The organism is Providencia vermicola (assembly GCF_020381325.1).
In the GTDB taxonomy this organism is placed as follows: domain Bacteria; phylum Pseudomonadota; class Gammaproteobacteria; order Enterobacterales; family Enterobacteriaceae; genus Providencia; species Providencia vermicola.
Genome location: NZ_JAGSPI010000013.1, coordinates 78,918 through 94,248, shown reverse-complemented (window position 1 = coordinate 94,248; position 15,331 = coordinate 78,918). Strand labels below are relative to the sequence as shown.

16 protein-coding genes are annotated in these 15,331 nt (G+C 41.0%); 11 read left to right on the top strand and 5 right to left on the bottom strand.

Annotation, left to right across the window (positions count from 1 at the left end; all coding sequences use genetic code 11):
- Positions 1-4 precede the first annotated feature (4 nt).
- Positions 5-2,470, top strand: coding sequence for an acyl-CoA dehydrogenase FadE (fadE, locus tag KDJ85_RS18045; RefSeq protein ID WP_225820830.1), 2,466 nt, complete (start codon positions 5-7; stop codon positions 2,468-2,470).
- Positions 2,471-2,580: 110 nt separating this feature from the next.
- On the opposite strand, the gene KDJ85_RS18040 is transcribed toward fadE, so the two are convergent.
- The 3 genes from KDJ85_RS18040 to lysA all read right to left on the bottom strand — a co-directional run bounded on the left by KDJ85_RS18040 (position 2,581) and on the right by lysA (position 5,432).
- Positions 2,581-3,282, bottom strand: coding sequence for a hypothetical protein (locus KDJ85_RS18040; protein WP_225820829.1), 702 nt, complete (start codon positions 3,280-3,282; stop codon positions 2,581-2,583).
- Between the two features lie 85 nt (positions 3,283-3,367).
- Positions 3,368-3,958 carry a hypothetical protein gene (locus KDJ85_RS18035; RefSeq protein ID WP_225820828.1) on the bottom strand — a complete coding sequence of 197 codons (591 nt, stop codon included), beginning with the start codon at positions 3,956-3,958 and terminating at the stop codon, positions 3,368-3,370.
- A 208-nt stretch (positions 3,959-4,166) separates the two neighbouring features.
- Positions 4,167-5,432: a diaminopimelate decarboxylase gene (lysA, locus tag KDJ85_RS18030; protein WP_225820827.1), complete on the bottom strand. Its 1,266-nt coding sequence runs from the start codon at positions 5,430-5,432 to the stop codon at positions 4,167-4,169.
- 125 nt (positions 5,433-5,557) lie between these two features.
- On the opposite strand from lysA, the gene KDJ85_RS18025 reads away from it, so the two are divergent.
- Positions 5,558-6,493, top strand: coding sequence for a LysR family transcriptional regulator (locus KDJ85_RS18025; protein WP_225820826.1), 936 nt, complete (start codon positions 5,558-5,560; stop codon positions 6,491-6,493).
- On the opposite strand, the gene KDJ85_RS18020 is transcribed toward KDJ85_RS18025, so the two are convergent.
- Entirely contained in the window at positions 6,467-7,387 is a 921-nt protein-coding gene (locus KDJ85_RS18020; protein ID WP_225820825.1) for a LysR family transcriptional regulator, read from the bottom strand. The two genes, KDJ85_RS18025 and KDJ85_RS18020, sit on opposite strands and share 27 nt — an antisense overlap.
- Positions 7,388-7,519: 132 nt before the next feature.
- On the opposite strand from KDJ85_RS18020, the gene KDJ85_RS18015 reads away from it, so the two are divergent.
- Complete coding sequence (locus tag KDJ85_RS18015) at positions 7,520-8,392, top strand: MBL fold metallo-hydrolase (protein WP_225820824.1); 873 nt, start codon at positions 7,520-7,522, stop codon at positions 8,390-8,392.
- Positions 8,393-8,530: 138 nt separating this feature from the next.
- Positions 8,531-9,175: a DsbA family protein gene (locus KDJ85_RS18010; RefSeq protein WP_225820823.1), complete on the top strand. Its 645-nt coding sequence runs from the start codon at positions 8,531-8,533 to the stop codon at positions 9,173-9,175.
- Between the two features lie 40 nt (positions 9,176-9,215).
- On the opposite strand, the gene KDJ85_RS18005 is transcribed toward KDJ85_RS18010, so the two are convergent.
- A complete protein-coding gene (locus KDJ85_RS18005) occupies positions 9,216-9,851 on the bottom strand; it encodes a prepilin peptidase (protein ID WP_225820862.1) in 636 nt (211 codons plus the stop codon).
- A gap of 452 nt (positions 9,852-10,303) precedes the next feature.
- Here KDJ85_RS18005 and rsmE point away from each other — a divergent pair, with 452 nt between their 5' ends.
- From rsmE to KDJ85_RS17970, 7 genes are all read left to right on the top strand, one after another.
- The gene (rsmE, locus tag KDJ85_RS18000; protein WP_225820822.1) at positions 10,304-11,035 is read left to right on the top strand and encodes a 16S rRNA (uracil(1498)-N(3))-methyltransferase; all 732 of its coding nucleotides are present in this window, start codon (positions 10,304-10,306) and stop codon (positions 11,033-11,035) included.
- 9 nt (positions 11,036-11,044) lie between these two features.
- Entirely contained in the window at positions 11,045-11,992 is a 948-nt protein-coding gene (gene gshB / locus KDJ85_RS17995) for a glutathione synthase (protein ID WP_206084735.1), read from the top strand.
- 75 nt (positions 11,993-12,067) lie between these two features.
- Positions 12,068-12,631 carry a YqgE/AlgH family protein gene (locus KDJ85_RS17990; protein ID WP_225820821.1) on the top strand — a complete coding sequence of 188 codons (564 nt, stop codon included), beginning with the start codon at positions 12,068-12,070 and terminating at the stop codon, positions 12,629-12,631.
- Positions 12,631-13,050, top strand: coding sequence for a Holliday junction resolvase RuvX (gene ruvX, locus KDJ85_RS17985; protein ID WP_206084733.1), 420 nt, complete (start codon positions 12,631-12,633; stop codon positions 13,048-13,050). Before KDJ85_RS17990 ends, ruvX begins: the two co-directional genes overlap by 1 nt.
- A gap of 147 nt (positions 13,051-13,197) precedes the next feature.
- Entirely contained in the window at positions 13,198-13,890 is a 693-nt protein-coding gene (locus KDJ85_RS17980) for a YggS family pyridoxal phosphate-dependent enzyme (protein WP_275967697.1), read from the top strand.
- A 13-nt stretch (positions 13,891-13,903) separates the two neighbouring features.
- Positions 13,904-14,725, top strand: coding sequence for a pyrroline-5-carboxylate reductase (gene proC, locus KDJ85_RS17975; RefSeq protein ID WP_225820819.1), 822 nt, complete (start codon positions 13,904-13,906; stop codon positions 14,723-14,725).
- An 18-nt stretch (positions 14,726-14,743) separates the two neighbouring features.
- Positions 14,744-15,328 carry a YggT family protein gene (locus KDJ85_RS17970; protein ID WP_206084730.1) on the top strand — a complete coding sequence of 195 codons (585 nt, stop codon included), beginning with the start codon at positions 14,744-14,746 and terminating at the stop codon, positions 15,326-15,328.
- The last annotated feature ends 3 nt before the right edge of the window (positions 15,329-15,331 follow it).

Here is a 15,331-nt window from a genome sequence, read left to right as displayed (position 1 = left end):
CACTATGATCCTTCTTAGCATTGTGTTATTTCTCGCCTTAATTGGCGTACTTAGTTATCACAGAACCTCTCTTGTACTCAGTACAGTACTGCTATTAGCCTATACTGTCGTCATGGGCATGTTAAATATTTGGAGTTATTGGATGTTGCTGCCAGTCGCTCTAGTCTTATTCCCATTTGTTTTTTCTCCTGTACGCCAATCCTTTTTCTCAGCACGTGCAATGAAAATGTTCCAAAAAGTCATGCCGCCAATGTCGAGAACCGAAAAAGAGGCTATTGACGCAGGAACAACATGGTGGGAAGGCGACCTTTTCCGTGGTGCGCCTGATTGGAACAAACTGCATAATTATCCAAAACCACAGTTAACGGCAGAAGAACAAGCGTTTATTGATGGCCCAGTAGAAACTGTGTGTGGCATGGTAAATGATTTTGAAGTTAGCCATGAGCTTGCTGACTTAACGCCTGAAGTTTGGCAATATCTTCGCGATCACCGCTTTTTCGCCATGATCATCAAAAAAGAATATGGTGGTCTTGAGTTTTCAGCTTACGCGCAATCCCAAGTATTACAAAAACTTGCAGGTGTATCAGGTATTTTAGCCATTACGGTGGGTGTACCAAACTCATTAGGCCCAGGTGAATTATTACAGCATTATGGTACTGATGAGCAAAAACAACGCTACCTACCAGGCTTAGCAACGGGTGAAGAAATTCCGTGTTTTGCCTTAACTAGCCCTGAAGCAGGCTCCGATGCAGGTGCGATTCCCGATTCTGGTGTTGTCTGTATGGGGGAATGGCAGGGTGAACAAGTATTAGGTATGCGTTTATCATGGAATAAACGCTATATTACCTTAGCGCCTATCGCCACTGTACTTGGCCTTGCGTTTAAATTGTCAGATCCAGACAAACTATTAGGCGGTGAGAAAAACCTCGGCATCACCTGTGCATTAATTCCAACCAACACGCCGGGCGTTGAAATTGGTCACCGTCACTTCCCACTCAATATTCCATTTATGAATGGCCCGACTCGCGGAAAAGACATTTTTGTTCCTATCGATTATATCATCGGCGGGCCAAAAATGGCGGGACAAGGCTGGAGAATGTTAGTGGAATGTCTATCTGTTGGGCGTGGTATCACCTTGCCATCTAACTCAACAGGGAGCTTAAAAAGTATTGCTATTGCAACAGGTGCCTATTCTTATATTCGCCGCCAATTCAAATTACCGATTGGCAAAATGGAAGGTATCGAAGAACCCTTAGCACGCATCGCCGGTAATACTTACTTGATGGATGCAGCAGCCACATTAATTACCTCTGGTATTATGTTAGGCGAAAAACCCGCAGTACTTTCGGCTATCGTTAAGTACCACTGTACCCACCGCGGTCAGCGCGCCATTATTGATGCGATGGATATCACAGGCGGTAAAGGTATCTGCTTAGGGGACTCCAACTTTGTTGCACGGGCTTATCAAGGTGCACCGATTGCAATTACTGTTGAAGGGGCGAACATCCTTACTCGCAGTATGATTATCTTTGGTCAAGGTGCAATTCGTTGCCATCCATTCGTCTTAGAGGAAATGGCGGCAGCGCAAGATAACAACCTACACAAATTTGATAAAGCCGTATTTGGTCACATTGGTCATGTCATTAGTAACCAATTCCGCAGCTTCTGGTTAGGTTTAACTAACGGTCGTGGTAGTCATGCACCAACCAAAGATGAAACACGCCGCTATTATCAGATGTTAAATCGCCATAGTGCTAACTTAGCGTTGTTATCCGATGTCGCAATGGGTGTGTTAGGTGGCAGCTTAAAACGTCGCGAACGTATTTCAGCTCGCTTAGGGGATATCCTCAGCAACCTGTATCTTGCATCAGCCACCTTAAAACGCTATGAAGATGAAGGTCGCCAAAAAGCAGATTTACCACTGGTAAAATGGGCTGTTGAAGATTGTTTATATCAGTCTGAAAAAGCGATTGATGATCTGCTGAAAAACTTCCCGAACAAAATGGTGGCAACAATTATGCGAGTGACCTTGTTCCCTACAGGCCGTGCGATGTCCATGCCATCAGACAAACTTGATCATAAATTGGCACAGCTGTTGATGGAACCATCAGAAACTCGTGACAGATTAGGCCGTGGTCAATACTTAACGCCAACAGAAAATAACCCTCATGGGTTAGTAAATCAGGCTTTATATGACATCATCGCTGCTGAGCCTATTTTCGAGCGTATCTGCCGCCTGAAAGAACGTAAACTGAGCTTCACCCGTTTAGACAAACTGGCAGATCAAATGCTGCCTGAAAATGTCATCACGCAGGAAGAAGCCGATATCCTACGTAAAGCAGAAGCGAGCCGGTTACGTACGATTAATGTCGATGAGTTTGAATTTGATGACTTAGGAGTGCTTCCGTCAAAAAAGTCTCCTGATGAACCGTCAAACGAAGACGTTAGCAAGAAAAAGAAAGCCGCTTAGTTTATAAATAAGCAATGAAACTCAAGGAGCATCATACTCCTTGAGTTTTTTGTTATTACTATTAATGGGTTAAACTACACCGAAGACTTAACTTGAAGGAATAATACTGACTATTCACTATTTTCTAGCCCGCGCTCTCTATTTTTTGCATCCAATATATAAGGACGTAACTTCATTTTGTTATCCCAACCATTTAATTCAAATTGGCACCTAGCCCCACCTTCTTTTGCACAAATGGTTAAATATTCCTTTGCCTTACCTATTTCATTAAACTCATAAAAATAGATATTTGCTGCTGACGTCAATGCTAATTCTCGATAATAACCTTGTGTTTCCTTTAACCTTTCCCAATACGCTATTGACTGATTAAAATTAACATCCACACCAATACCATACTGGTTAAAATAAGCGAGTTTATACAAGCCTAGCTGAAAATTAGGATCAATATTCACTGTTTCATTTAAATGTTCTAACGCAATCTTGCAATTTTCATCAGCAACCCGTTTTAAATTAACCAAACTATTTTTAGAACAGGCTGAATCATCAAAATATAATAAAAACAAAAGATAATGGCTTTTTGCATCACCTTTATTGGCTTTATATTGAAGTTCATAAAAATTTTTTACGCTTTGGATTGGTAGCATCGTTTGGAAAAGTTTTTTTTCTTGTTTAAATTTTATACTCTCGATAAAAAATGCTAGCATTCTATAAGAGGGAGTTCTAACATCGTTATTCTGTAAAAACCTTTCGGAATGTAGATTTGACTGACATCCAATTAGAGTAAAAATTAGAAAAATAAATATATATCTCATTTTAGTACCGTCTTTATCTTTTATTAACCAACTCGTAAATAATGCACTGGCGTATATGTTTCACTTTCCATGCCCCCCTACTCTTTCATTTATTATTTATATAACTGTCGATATCATCACGATACTTTTGACATTTTTCACTGCCATTTTCTGCGCCAATATTGGCATAATAGCGTGCTTTATCGAGGTCTTTGATATTTCTATCATCATCAAAAAGTGTTATTTCAACTAAATAATCACAAACCAATACCGCGTTTCTTCCCCCTTTTTTTATTATTCTGTCTAGAATACCCATTGCCTTGTTATCATTTTTTTCTAAAACAATGCCGTTGTAATACAGCTTACTCATTTCATACAAGGCTAGATTATTATTAGGATTGCTATTGACTGAATCAATTAAATAATCAACAGCCTTTGCACAAATAAAATTAGGATTTATAGTTTCAAAAGAAAAGTAATTACAATTTGAATCTTTATAGAACAATTTAAACATTAATAAATTGCTCTCTGAGTCACCTGACGTTGCCTTATCTTTTAATAAATAAAAGTCCTTTTCATTTTTAGGAGGAGGAATTAGAACATTATAACCTGAATCATATGATAAATATTTACTATCGTAGCCAAAGTTCAACATCCTATACGAAGGTTTTAAAATATCGTCTTTAGGTGATTTCAAAAGACAACCAGATAATAAAAATAAAGAAAAAAAGAGTATTAGCCTCATATTTAAATTATTCCAAAAATATCAATTAATCAGTGGTAGAAATCCTTATATTCACATGCAAAAAAATATTGTAAATCACCCAAAAGAGTAGTTTTTACTTTCTTTAAAATAAAAAAAACCAGCGACTTAATCGCTGGCTTTTTCATCACATTGACAATTTTTAAAGTGATAGCTCTAACGCTAATAATTCTTCTATTGTCTGACGACGGCGAATTAATTGCGGTTTCCCCTCAACAAACATTACCTCTGGTAATAATGGTCGGCTATTATAGTTTGAAGACATAGATGCGCCATAGGCGCCTGTGTCGTGGAAAACCAAATAATCCCCCACATTGACCTCAGGTAATGCGCGAGTCACCACAAGCCCGCCTTCAAGCTGAGTGAACACATCTCCAGATTCACATAAAGGGCCTGCAATGATAGTGTCTTTTAGCTGTGACTCATCCGCAGCACTTCCGTCTGCAGGTAAAACAGAAATATGATGATAACTGCCATACATCGCAGGGCGCATTAAATCATTAAAACCACTGTCGACTAGGACATAATGACGGCTGCCCATATCTTTCACAGCACGTACTTCCGCCAGCAAAACGCCCGATTCAGCCACTAAATAGCGGCCTGGTTCGATTTCAAGTTCAATCGCGTGTCCTAGATGCTGTGCTATGCGCTGGCGCGCGTTATCCCATAAACTATAATAATGCTGCACATCGATTAATTCATCGCCTTCACGGTAAGGTGTCGATAACCCACCACCCGCTGAAATAGCATGAAGATCTACGCCAGCAGTCGTAACCAGTGCCACCATCGAATCACATACATCTGCAAGGTGTTGATAATCAACGCCGGAGCCAATGTGCATATGAATACCGACTAACGATAAATTGTAATGACGAATTTTCTCGAGTGCAGCTGGCAAATCTTCATGCCAAATACCGTGTTTACTGTTTTCACCGCCCGTATTGGTTTTTTGGCTATGACCATGACCAAAACCAGGGTTGATACGAAGCCAAACTGGGTGCCCTGCTTTTTGCTGACCAATTTGGTCTAACATATCAATTGACCCCGCATTGACTGGTATATCCAGCTCCGTCACTTTAGCCAGTGTAGCTCTATCAAGCACGTCCGCAGTAAACACGATTTCTGAATTTTCACGCCCTGGCTTGAACCCTGCCACCAGCGCACGTTCGATTTCCCCTAAAGAAACTGAATCCACTTTAACACCCTGCTCTCTCATAAGGCGTAAAATATGAATATTTGAACTGGCTTTTTGAGCAAAGCGCACCGTATCAAAGACTTGTAATTGCTTAATACGCTCAATAATGACAGCACTGTCATATACCCAAACAGGGGTACCGTATTGTGCAGGTAGCGTGCGTAAATGTTCAGGGGTTAAATACTGGCTTGAAGTGGTTGCGAATGAAGTCATTATGTTTCTCGTTTGAAAGTTTTTATTATATTAAAGTCTATTATTCAGAGAAAAGATGGGAAAAAAAATATCCATTTTGCTAAAGTCTATTCATATTTGATATAGCTTTGGTTTTGAGGTGAAAAATGCAGGCCATTTCGTGGCGACACATTGAGATATTTCGTGCAGTAATGACCGCCCCTAACTTGACAGAAGCCGCTGCATTGCTGAATACTTCACAGCCTACCATCAGCCGTGAACTGGCACGCCTCGAGCATTTACTACAATTTAAGCTTTTTGATCGCGTCAAAGGGCGCTTGCAACCCACCGCGCAAGGGCTGCGATTTTTAGAAGAAGTTGAACGCTCTTACTATGGATTAGAGCGCATCAAAAACTCAGCAGAAACAATACGCCGTTTTGAACATGCCCAAATTTCTGTCACCTGCTTACCCGCTTTTGCTCAATCCCTTTTACCGTCAGTCTGCCACTCTTTCATGGAAAGCTACCCTGATGTCAGTATCACCGTAATCCCGCAGGAATCTCCTGTGCTCGAAGAATGGCTCTCTGCCCAGCGCTATGATTTTGGTTTAACAGAACATTTGCAAATGCCGCCAGGTACTGAGCAACAAACGCTTGGAAGTTTAAATGAAGTGTGTGTGTTACCTGCAGGGCATCCTCTCACTCAAAAAAAGGTCTTAACCCCCAGTGATTTTCAGCATCAACGCTTTATCAGTTTGTCTTTAACTGACAGCTACCGCCAATTAATTGACTCAACCTTTGCGGAGCAACAAATTGACCGAAAAATGGTGATGGAAACACATTCGGCTTCTTCTATTTGTGCGATGGCACTAAAAGGCATTGGGATTTCCATTGTTAACCCACTAACAGCGTTGGATTTTCACCAGCAATCTTCGGGTAAACTAGCGCTGCGCCCTTTAAGTTTTTCAATTCCGTTTACGGTGAGCTTAATTAGGCCTATTCACCGCCCATCATCGCAACTCACTGATATTTTTACACAACATTTAAAGAAACAATTTAACCAGATTGAACAACATTTAGCGCTGGCCTTGCTGCATCAGTGATAACCAATGGGGTGAGGTAGTAAACCAGTTAGCAAGATAATCGATCACTGCACGTAGTGAGGTTGGCATTTTTTGTCGACTGGTATACACAGCGTAAATACCTAATGGCATTGGTGTGTAATCAGGTAATAATTGGATTAATTCGCCTGAATCCAAGTACTTTGCAACTGAATAATAAGGCTGCATAGAAACCCCAGCCCCATTTAAGGTCGCTTCGGCGATAAAAACAGATTCATTAGCACTCAACCTTCCATCCACTAATACCGTGTGCTGTTCGCCATCTTTTTCAAACGCCCATAAACTGCGCCCAAAAAAGTTATAAGTTAGACAATCCAGTAACGCTAAATCTTCGGGTTTTGTAGGGTGCTTTTTTCCTTCCAAAAAACGGGGAGATGCACAGATCACGGAATAACAGGTTGAAAGTGGCTTCGCAATCAGGCTTGGCTCTAGCTGATTAGTAATACGGATCGCTAAATCAATTCTTTCCTCAATAAGATTCACTGATTTATTCGATATTTGCATATCAATCGCCATATTGGGGTACTGTTGCATAAACTCGGTCATTGCAATGGAAAGCGCACTTTGGGCTATAGATTGTGAGCAGCTAATACGTACCAAACCTGATAATGCTTGGTTATCATGCTCTTGCTGCACAGGAACAGTTTGTGAAATCGCATTTAGCTGTAACGATTGTTGGTAAACCCCTTCCCCCGCAGAAGTTAAGCTAAGCCGCCTTGTTGTACGGTTTAATAACCGAACACCCGCCCATTGTTCCATCTCAGATAAATAGCGAGTTACCATCGCACGAGACATATCTAGCTTATCTGCCGCACCGCTTAGGCTGCCACTCTCCACAATAGTGATAAACACTTCTACCGCTTTTAATCTATCCATAGCCCACCAATTCGATCGATTTATGCAACAAACAAAGCCTAATTATGCTGTTTTTCCCATCATTATTACAATCTAATATACACACCAAGCCAAACAACATTTACCTGCATCACTTAATTTTAGGATATAAAAATGAAACTTACCTTATTAGCAGCAACGACATTATTCGCAACAACTATGCATATGGCACAGGCTGAAAAGCTAACATTAGATGTGTATAACCCAGGCCATAACAGTGTTTTCCCTGTTTCGTCTGAGATTATTAGCGGCCCAACTGAAGTGGTTTTAATTGATGCTCAATTTCAAAACAACGACGCACAAAAATTAGTTGATAAAATCCAAAAGCTGAATAAGAAATTAACCACCATTTATATTAGCCATTCCGACCCTGATTTTTATTTTGGTTTAGAGACGCTGACAAAAGCTTTCCCTGAAGCCAAAGTGGTTGCAACTGCCGAAACCGTCAACGCCATTAATGCAACTAAAGATGGCAAACTTGCCTATTGGGGCGGTGAGTTAAAAAATGAAGCACCTAGCCATGTTATTGTTCCTGAAGTCATTAAAGGAAATAGCTTTACCGTTGATGGTGAAAAGTTAGTGATCAAAGGCCTCGATAGTGCTTCACCAGACAGAACTTATCTATGGGTACCCTCTTTAAAAGCGGTCGTGGGTGGCGTATTAGTTTACGATAACCTCCATGTTTGGGTGGCAGATACCCAAACTGAAGCTTCGCGCCAAAACTGGCAACAAGCTTTAGAAAGTATTAAAGCACTTAAACCCGAAACCGTTGTACCAGGGCATTTTACTGGCAATTCTAAGTTTGATATTGGCACCGTTACATTTACTCAGCAATATTTAAGTGACTTTGAAACTGCGACAAAAGCAAGCAAAAACGCGGATGAACTGATTAAAAAAGTAGAAACGCAATACCCTAATTTAGATGAAAAATCGAGCCTAGAGCTCAGTGCCAAAGTGATTAAAGGCGAAATGCAGTGGCCTCAATAAGCCAATAAACTCCCCCCTATTTCATTTGTTTTGGTACTTCTTGTAACTTGTGGATACACATTAAAAACAAAATGATCTCGGGGGATAGTTTATGCTACCACCTTGAGTATCTTAAAAATAATTCAACGAGACATTATTATGAGCAATATTACCCTACACTATATTTATGACCCTTATTGTGGCTGGTGTTATGCTGCTGCACCATTAATTGAAGTTGCTGCAAAACACCCAAACATTCGTATCGAAATGCATGGTGGTGGCATGCTTGCGGGCAGCTCCCGACTACATTTAGATGATAATTTCCGCCAACACATTATCCAATCTGATAAACGTATAGCGTCAATGACAGGGCAAGTTTTTGGTGATGAATACCTCAAAATGTTGCATGAGCCTAATTTCATTATGGACTCAGAAATACCGCAAACAGCGATATTGGCAGCAACAAAACAAGGTAAAGGCTTAGAAATGCTAAAAGCGATTCAAAAAGCCCACTATATTTCAGGTCGCCACATTAATGATAGCGCTGTCCTGTTAGATTTAGCACAGAGCATTGGGTTGGATGTCGCTCAATATACGACCGGCTACGCACAGAGTGAGCTAAGTGAAACTAAGACCCACATTCAAAACAGTAAAACACTATTAGCGCAATCAGGTGCATCAGGCTTCCCTACATTGCTGATTCAGCAACAAGGCCAGTGGCTACGAGTCCCACTACAAAACTACCTTGGCGCTCCAGATAAATGGCAACAATTCTTAGATACCATGGTTAATGCTGCTAAATAACCAAACGAGCAAATCATTTGGCTGTGTTATTCATTTATTATCATTGAATAAGTGATAAATACAGCCAAATACTCGCACTAACCAAAATCGCTGGCCCAAAAGGAATAGCCGGATCCCCCACATTCATACCTTTTCCACTTTTCAAATACGATTTTCCGCCAACGCCATGGAACTTAGGTAATAGCCAATAACTCGCACTGTAGTGAAAAAGCCCTAGCACTGCTGCTAGACCTAAAAAATGCGGTAAATTCAGCACACCAAGCCATGATGCACACGCAGCAATCAATTTAAAATCCCCCCTTCCCATTTGCGGCTGTTTTTTAATTTTTTCCACCAGCGTTGTGATAAACATAATGGTCAAATAAGCTACAATAATGGCATAGATAGCCGAAATCACATTACCGTTTGGAGAACTCATTTGATACAACAACCCAGCCCCTAAAAATGGGTAAGTTAATATATTCGGTAAATACCCTGTTTTATAATCAATAATAAACAGCAATATAGTGAAGTTTAAAAACACGAATAAAAATATGATGACAAGCCAATGACTCAATGAATAAAAAATGATAAGACTCAATACTGAATAAATAAAAACCAATGAAAAATAATTAACCTCAATAGAAGGTAATTTAAAATATTTTTCAGGAATAGATTTCAATAGCTTAAAGGTCATTATTACAGATAACACTAAAAGCATTAAAATAAAATAAACTTCCTTATTAACCATAATATTATTAAATTTAATATAAAAACAGCTCCACTCTGTTTTCAATTTAAATAAAAGATTCATTGTTTCATTAAAGATAAAAACGAATTTTTCTAAAACTGCGCACCATAAGTTGAGCATATTAACTCCTTATTCCATTATGGAGAAAAAACAAATATACGCAGAAAAATAACCAACCTAAACACTTTAATTCCGTTCAATACAATCAGTTTATTCGAGCTCAAGTTTTTTCTATTTATTTATCAATCGCGTCTAATCTAACAACGATGGCACAGACGTACTATAAATACGTTTTTTTTCGTTATAAACTAGACAACAAAGCTTGAGTTTTGCGATTCAATCCCCATATTCACCAAAGCTATCCTGTTTATTAATCGAGTCTGTACTAAGGAAACACCATGCGCATTCCACGCATTTATCACCCTGAGCCAATACAAACCAATACAACCATTTCTCTTGGTGATGATGCCGCAAACCATGTAGGCAGAGTCCTCCGTATGGCTCCTGGTCAGAAGCTTGAGCTGTTTGATGGTAGCAACCAAACTTTTAGTGCTGAAATTACGGAAGCGTCGAAAAAGCATGTTTTGGTCTACATTGAAAGTGGCAATCTTGATGATAGGGAGTCCCCCCTCGATCTCCATTTAGGCCAAGTCATGTCACGCGGGGAAAAAATGGAATTCACCATCCAAAAATCTGTTGAATTGGGTGTTAATACCATTACCCCTTTAATTTCAGAGCGTTGTGGTGTGCGTTTAGACCCCGAGCGACTCGAAAAAAAATTACAGCAATGGCAAAAAATTGCGATTGCGGCATGTGAACAATGTGGCCGAAACCGTATCCCTGAAATTCGCCCCGTACAAAGCCTGGAAACTTGGTGTTCGGAAGATGACGGTGCTTTCAAAGTAAATCTTCACCCAAGAGCGACAGAAAGCATCAATACTCTGCCGACTCAATTGAAAAAAGTAAGACTGTTGATTGGCCCAGAAGGCGGGCTTTCAGCGGATGAAATCGCCATGACAGCCAATTATCAATTTACCGATATACTGTTAGGCCCTAGAGTACTTAGAACAGAAACGACTGCGCTAACCGCTATCACTGCACTGCAAGTGCGCTTAGGTGATCTGGGTTAAGGAGAAAAAATGATCAAGCTCGGTATAGTGATGGATCCTATTTCATCCATCAAAATCAAGAAAGACACCAGTTTTGCAATGATGTTGGAAGCTCAGCGTCGTGGTTATGAAATCCATTATATGGAAATGAATGACCTCTATTTGCACCAAGGTGAAGCTCGCGCACAGACTAAAATTGTTACCGTCGAAGAAAACCCTGCGAAATGGTACGAATTCCATGGTGAGCAAGATATCGCCCTCGGTTCCCTTGATGCGATTTTGATGCGCAAAGATCCGCCATTCGATACTGAGTTCATTTACGCAACCTATATTTTAGAACGCGCAGAACAAGCGGGTTCATTGATTGTGAATAAGCCGCAAAGCCTACGTGACTGTAATGAAAAATTATTCACCGCTTGGTTCCCTGAATTAACGCCAGACACACTAGTGACTCGCAGCCCGCAAAAGTTACGAGAATTCCATCAAAAACATGGGGATGTGATCTTCAAACCCCTTGATGGCATGGGCGGTGCATCGATTTTCCGTTTAAAACAAGATGACCCTAATGTAGGCGTGATCATCGAAACACTGACAGAACATAGCTCCCGCTATTGTATGGCACAAAACTTTTTACCTGCAATTAAAGAGGGTGATAAGCGTGTGTTAGTGGTTGATGGTGAGCCAGTGCCGTACTGTTTAGCGCGTATTCCAGCGCAAGGTGAAACCCGTGGTAATTTGGCCGCAGGTGGCCGTGGCGAAGCGCGTCCTTTAACAGAGAGTGATTGGGCAATTGCACGTGCCGTTGCGCCAACACTGAAAGAAAAAGGCCTAGTGTTCGTTGGGTTAGACATTATTGGTGATCGCCTGACTGAAATTAATGTCACTAGCCCAACTTGTGCTCGTGAAATCGAAGCGGCTTTTGATATTTCTATCACAGGTATGTTGATGGATGCCATTGAGCGTCGCTTGAAAAAATAAGCAATAAAACGGGCTAAAAAGGCGATTTCTGCCTTTTTAGCCAACGAATTCAATAAAAATGAATGGAGTTTAAGTTTGAATCTACAAAACCATTTTCTTATTGCCATGCCATCCCTCACAGATCCTTATTTTGAGCAATCTGTAGTGTATGTGTGTGAGCACAACGAAAAAGGCGCAATGGGTTTAGTCATTAATAAACCCATTGATGACTTTTCAGTTGATACCATGCTAAGAAAACTTGAAATTACGGTATCCGATAAAGTCAATAAACGTAACCTACAACGCCCCGTGATTGCTGGTGGGCCTGTTGCAGAAGAACATGGTTTTATCTTACATACACCAATTAGCGGCTTTTTATCTAGCTTGCATCTTAATGATGAAGTGATGGTCACTACATCAAAAGATATTTTAGAAACTCTTGGTAGCGATCACTCTCCAGAAAACTCTTTAGTTGCCTTAGGTTATTCCAGTTGGGAGCCAGGCCAACTAGAGCGAGAAATCATGGAAAATAGCTGGTTGACAGTTGAAGCATCCCCTAAACTCATTTTTGATACGCCAATTAACGAACGCTGGGTTGCGGCTGCCAATTTAATCGGTGTCAATATTCATACGATTTCCATGCAAGCGGGGCATGCATAATGTCAGGAAGAACGCTATTAGCCTTTGATTTCGGAACAAAAAGTATTGGTGTTGCTATTGGGCAAGAGATCACAGGTACAGCACGCCCATTAACATCACTTAAAGCCAGTGATGGTCGCCCTGATTGGCAACAAATCGAAAAGTTACTTAAAGAATGGCTTCCTCAGTTGGTTATTGTCGGCCTCCCCCTTAATATGGATGGCACCGAACAGCTGGTCACCAGCCAAGCGCGTAATTTTGCCAATCGTATTCATGGCCGTTTTGGTGTTAAAGTCGAATTGCATGATGAACGACTTTCCACGGTCGAAGCAAAAGCAGGCTTATTTGAGCAAGGTGGCTACCGCGCATTAAGCAAAGGAAAAGTGGATTCGGCTTCCGCAGTGGTGATCCTTGAAAGCTGGTTTGAGCAACATAGTTAATTTTGCACAGTTTTGAGGTTATTTTTCACGGAAATCTCATGCAAAGGTGCCGTTCTAACGCGAATTGCTTTACACTATGGTCAACAGTCACTATTCATGCACTCTGTGAATAAAATAGTTTTGAATTAAACCATAATGAATAAATACATGACCATTCAAAATAATATCTCGGATGTTACCGCACGTATTCAAACTGCTGCCGAAGAATGTCATCGTTCACCCCAAGACATTACGCTGCTGGCTGTCAGTAAAACCAAGCCTTGTGAGGCTATTTTAGAAGCCATCGAAGCAGGCCAGCGCCAATTTGGTGAAAATTACGTCCAAGAAGGCGTTGAAAAAATCCAATATTTCGCGGATAGAACTGACCTTATTTGGCATTTTATCGGCCCATTACAATCCAATAAAAGTCGTTTAGTCGCTGAACACTTTGATTGGTTCCACACGCTCGATAGAGCTAAAATTGCTCAGCGTCTGAATGACCAGCGCCCTAGCAATAAAACGCCACTAAACGTACTCATCCAAATTAATATTAGCGATGAGAACAGCAAATCGGGCATAACATTAGATGAGGTTGCTAAGCTTGCTGCTGAAGTTGCAACTATGCCAAACCTTGTATTACGAGGTTTGATGACGATCCCTGCCCCTGAATCAGACTATGACCATCAATGTGAAGCCTTTCGTCAAATGGACAACGCATTTAAACAGTTACAAGCGACTTACCCAACAGTCGATACCCTATCGATGGGAATGACTGACGATATGCGCGCCGCTATTCACTGTGGTTCAACCCTAGTTCGCATAGGAACCGCGATTTTTGGCGCGCGCCAATATCCTCAATAATAAGGAGAACAGAATGCAACACCGTAAAATTGCTTTCATCGGTGCTGGAAATATGGCTCACGCAATCATCGCGGGGCTTGTTAGCAATGGTTACCCAGCATCAATGATCACCGTTTGTTCTCCAACCCCAGTGCGCCGCGATAAAATTGCCGCACAATATGGCATTATTAGCAGTGATGATAACCTTGCTGCCGTTAAACAGGCCGATGTCATTGTATTAGCAGTAAAACCACAAATGATGAAAGAAGTCTGTGAACCCCTGCAAAATGCCACTGATTTTGATAACAAACTGGTGTTAACCATTGCCGCAGGCATCCCAGCAGAGCGCTATAACGATTACTTTGCACATCAACTGAATTTAGTGCGCATTATGCCAAATACCCCATCCTTAGTTGGTAAAGGCGTAAGTGGGTTATTTGCGCAAACCAAAGTGACTGAGCAAGACAAACAATTTGCGCAGGAATTAATGCAAAGTGTCGGCTCAACGATTTGGTGCCAAAAAGAGCAAGAAATCAATAATATTATTGCAATTACAGGTAGCTCCCCTGCTTATTTCTTCCTGTTTATGGAAGCGATGCAACAAAAAGCAGAGCAACTCGGTTATGATGCAGAACAAGCACGTGAATTAGTGCTCAATGCCATTGAAGGCTCCGTTGAACTCGCGAAATCTCAGCACGACACCGCATTTTCAACCTTACGTGAACAAGTCACTTCTAAAGGCGGTACCACCGCGATGGCTTTAGAACAATTTTACAACGAAAACCTTCCGCAAACTGTTGCTAACGCGATGCAAAGCGCTATCAATAGAGCAGAAGAAATGGAAAAACTTTTTTAATTAATCGCGGAACTTGCCATGCAGACTTTAGTATTTGTCGTTACCACCCTGATCCAGCTATATATTTTTGTGTTATTGCTCCGCGTTTGGATGCAGTGTGTTCGTGCGGATTTCTATAACCCATTTTCCAAGTTTGTGGTCAAAGCCACCCAGCCGATTGTCGCGCCGCTACGCCGTGTGATCCCAGCGATTGGTTCAATTGATACGGCGTCTGTTGTTGTTGCTTTTGTTTTAGCCATTGCCGCAATTATTTTTGGCATGTGGGCAACTAACTTACTGCCTATCTTAGGCGTAACGATTCTCCCAATGGGGATCATTTTATTACTAACGTATGCAGGTAAATTGATCTTCTGGATGATATTGATCCGTGCCATTCTCAGCTGGGTGAGCCAAGGCCGTAACCCTGTTGATTATTTATTATACCAATTAACTGAACCGCTAATGGCGCCAATTCGCCGTATTATCCCAGCAATGGGCGGGTTAGATTTCTCAGCAATGATTGTGATGTTTATCTTAATCGCCCTGAATTATTTGCGTGTGGATATTTCTCTGATGATTGACCCATCATTGACCGCAATGATGTATTCCATTGGTATTATGTAAAAA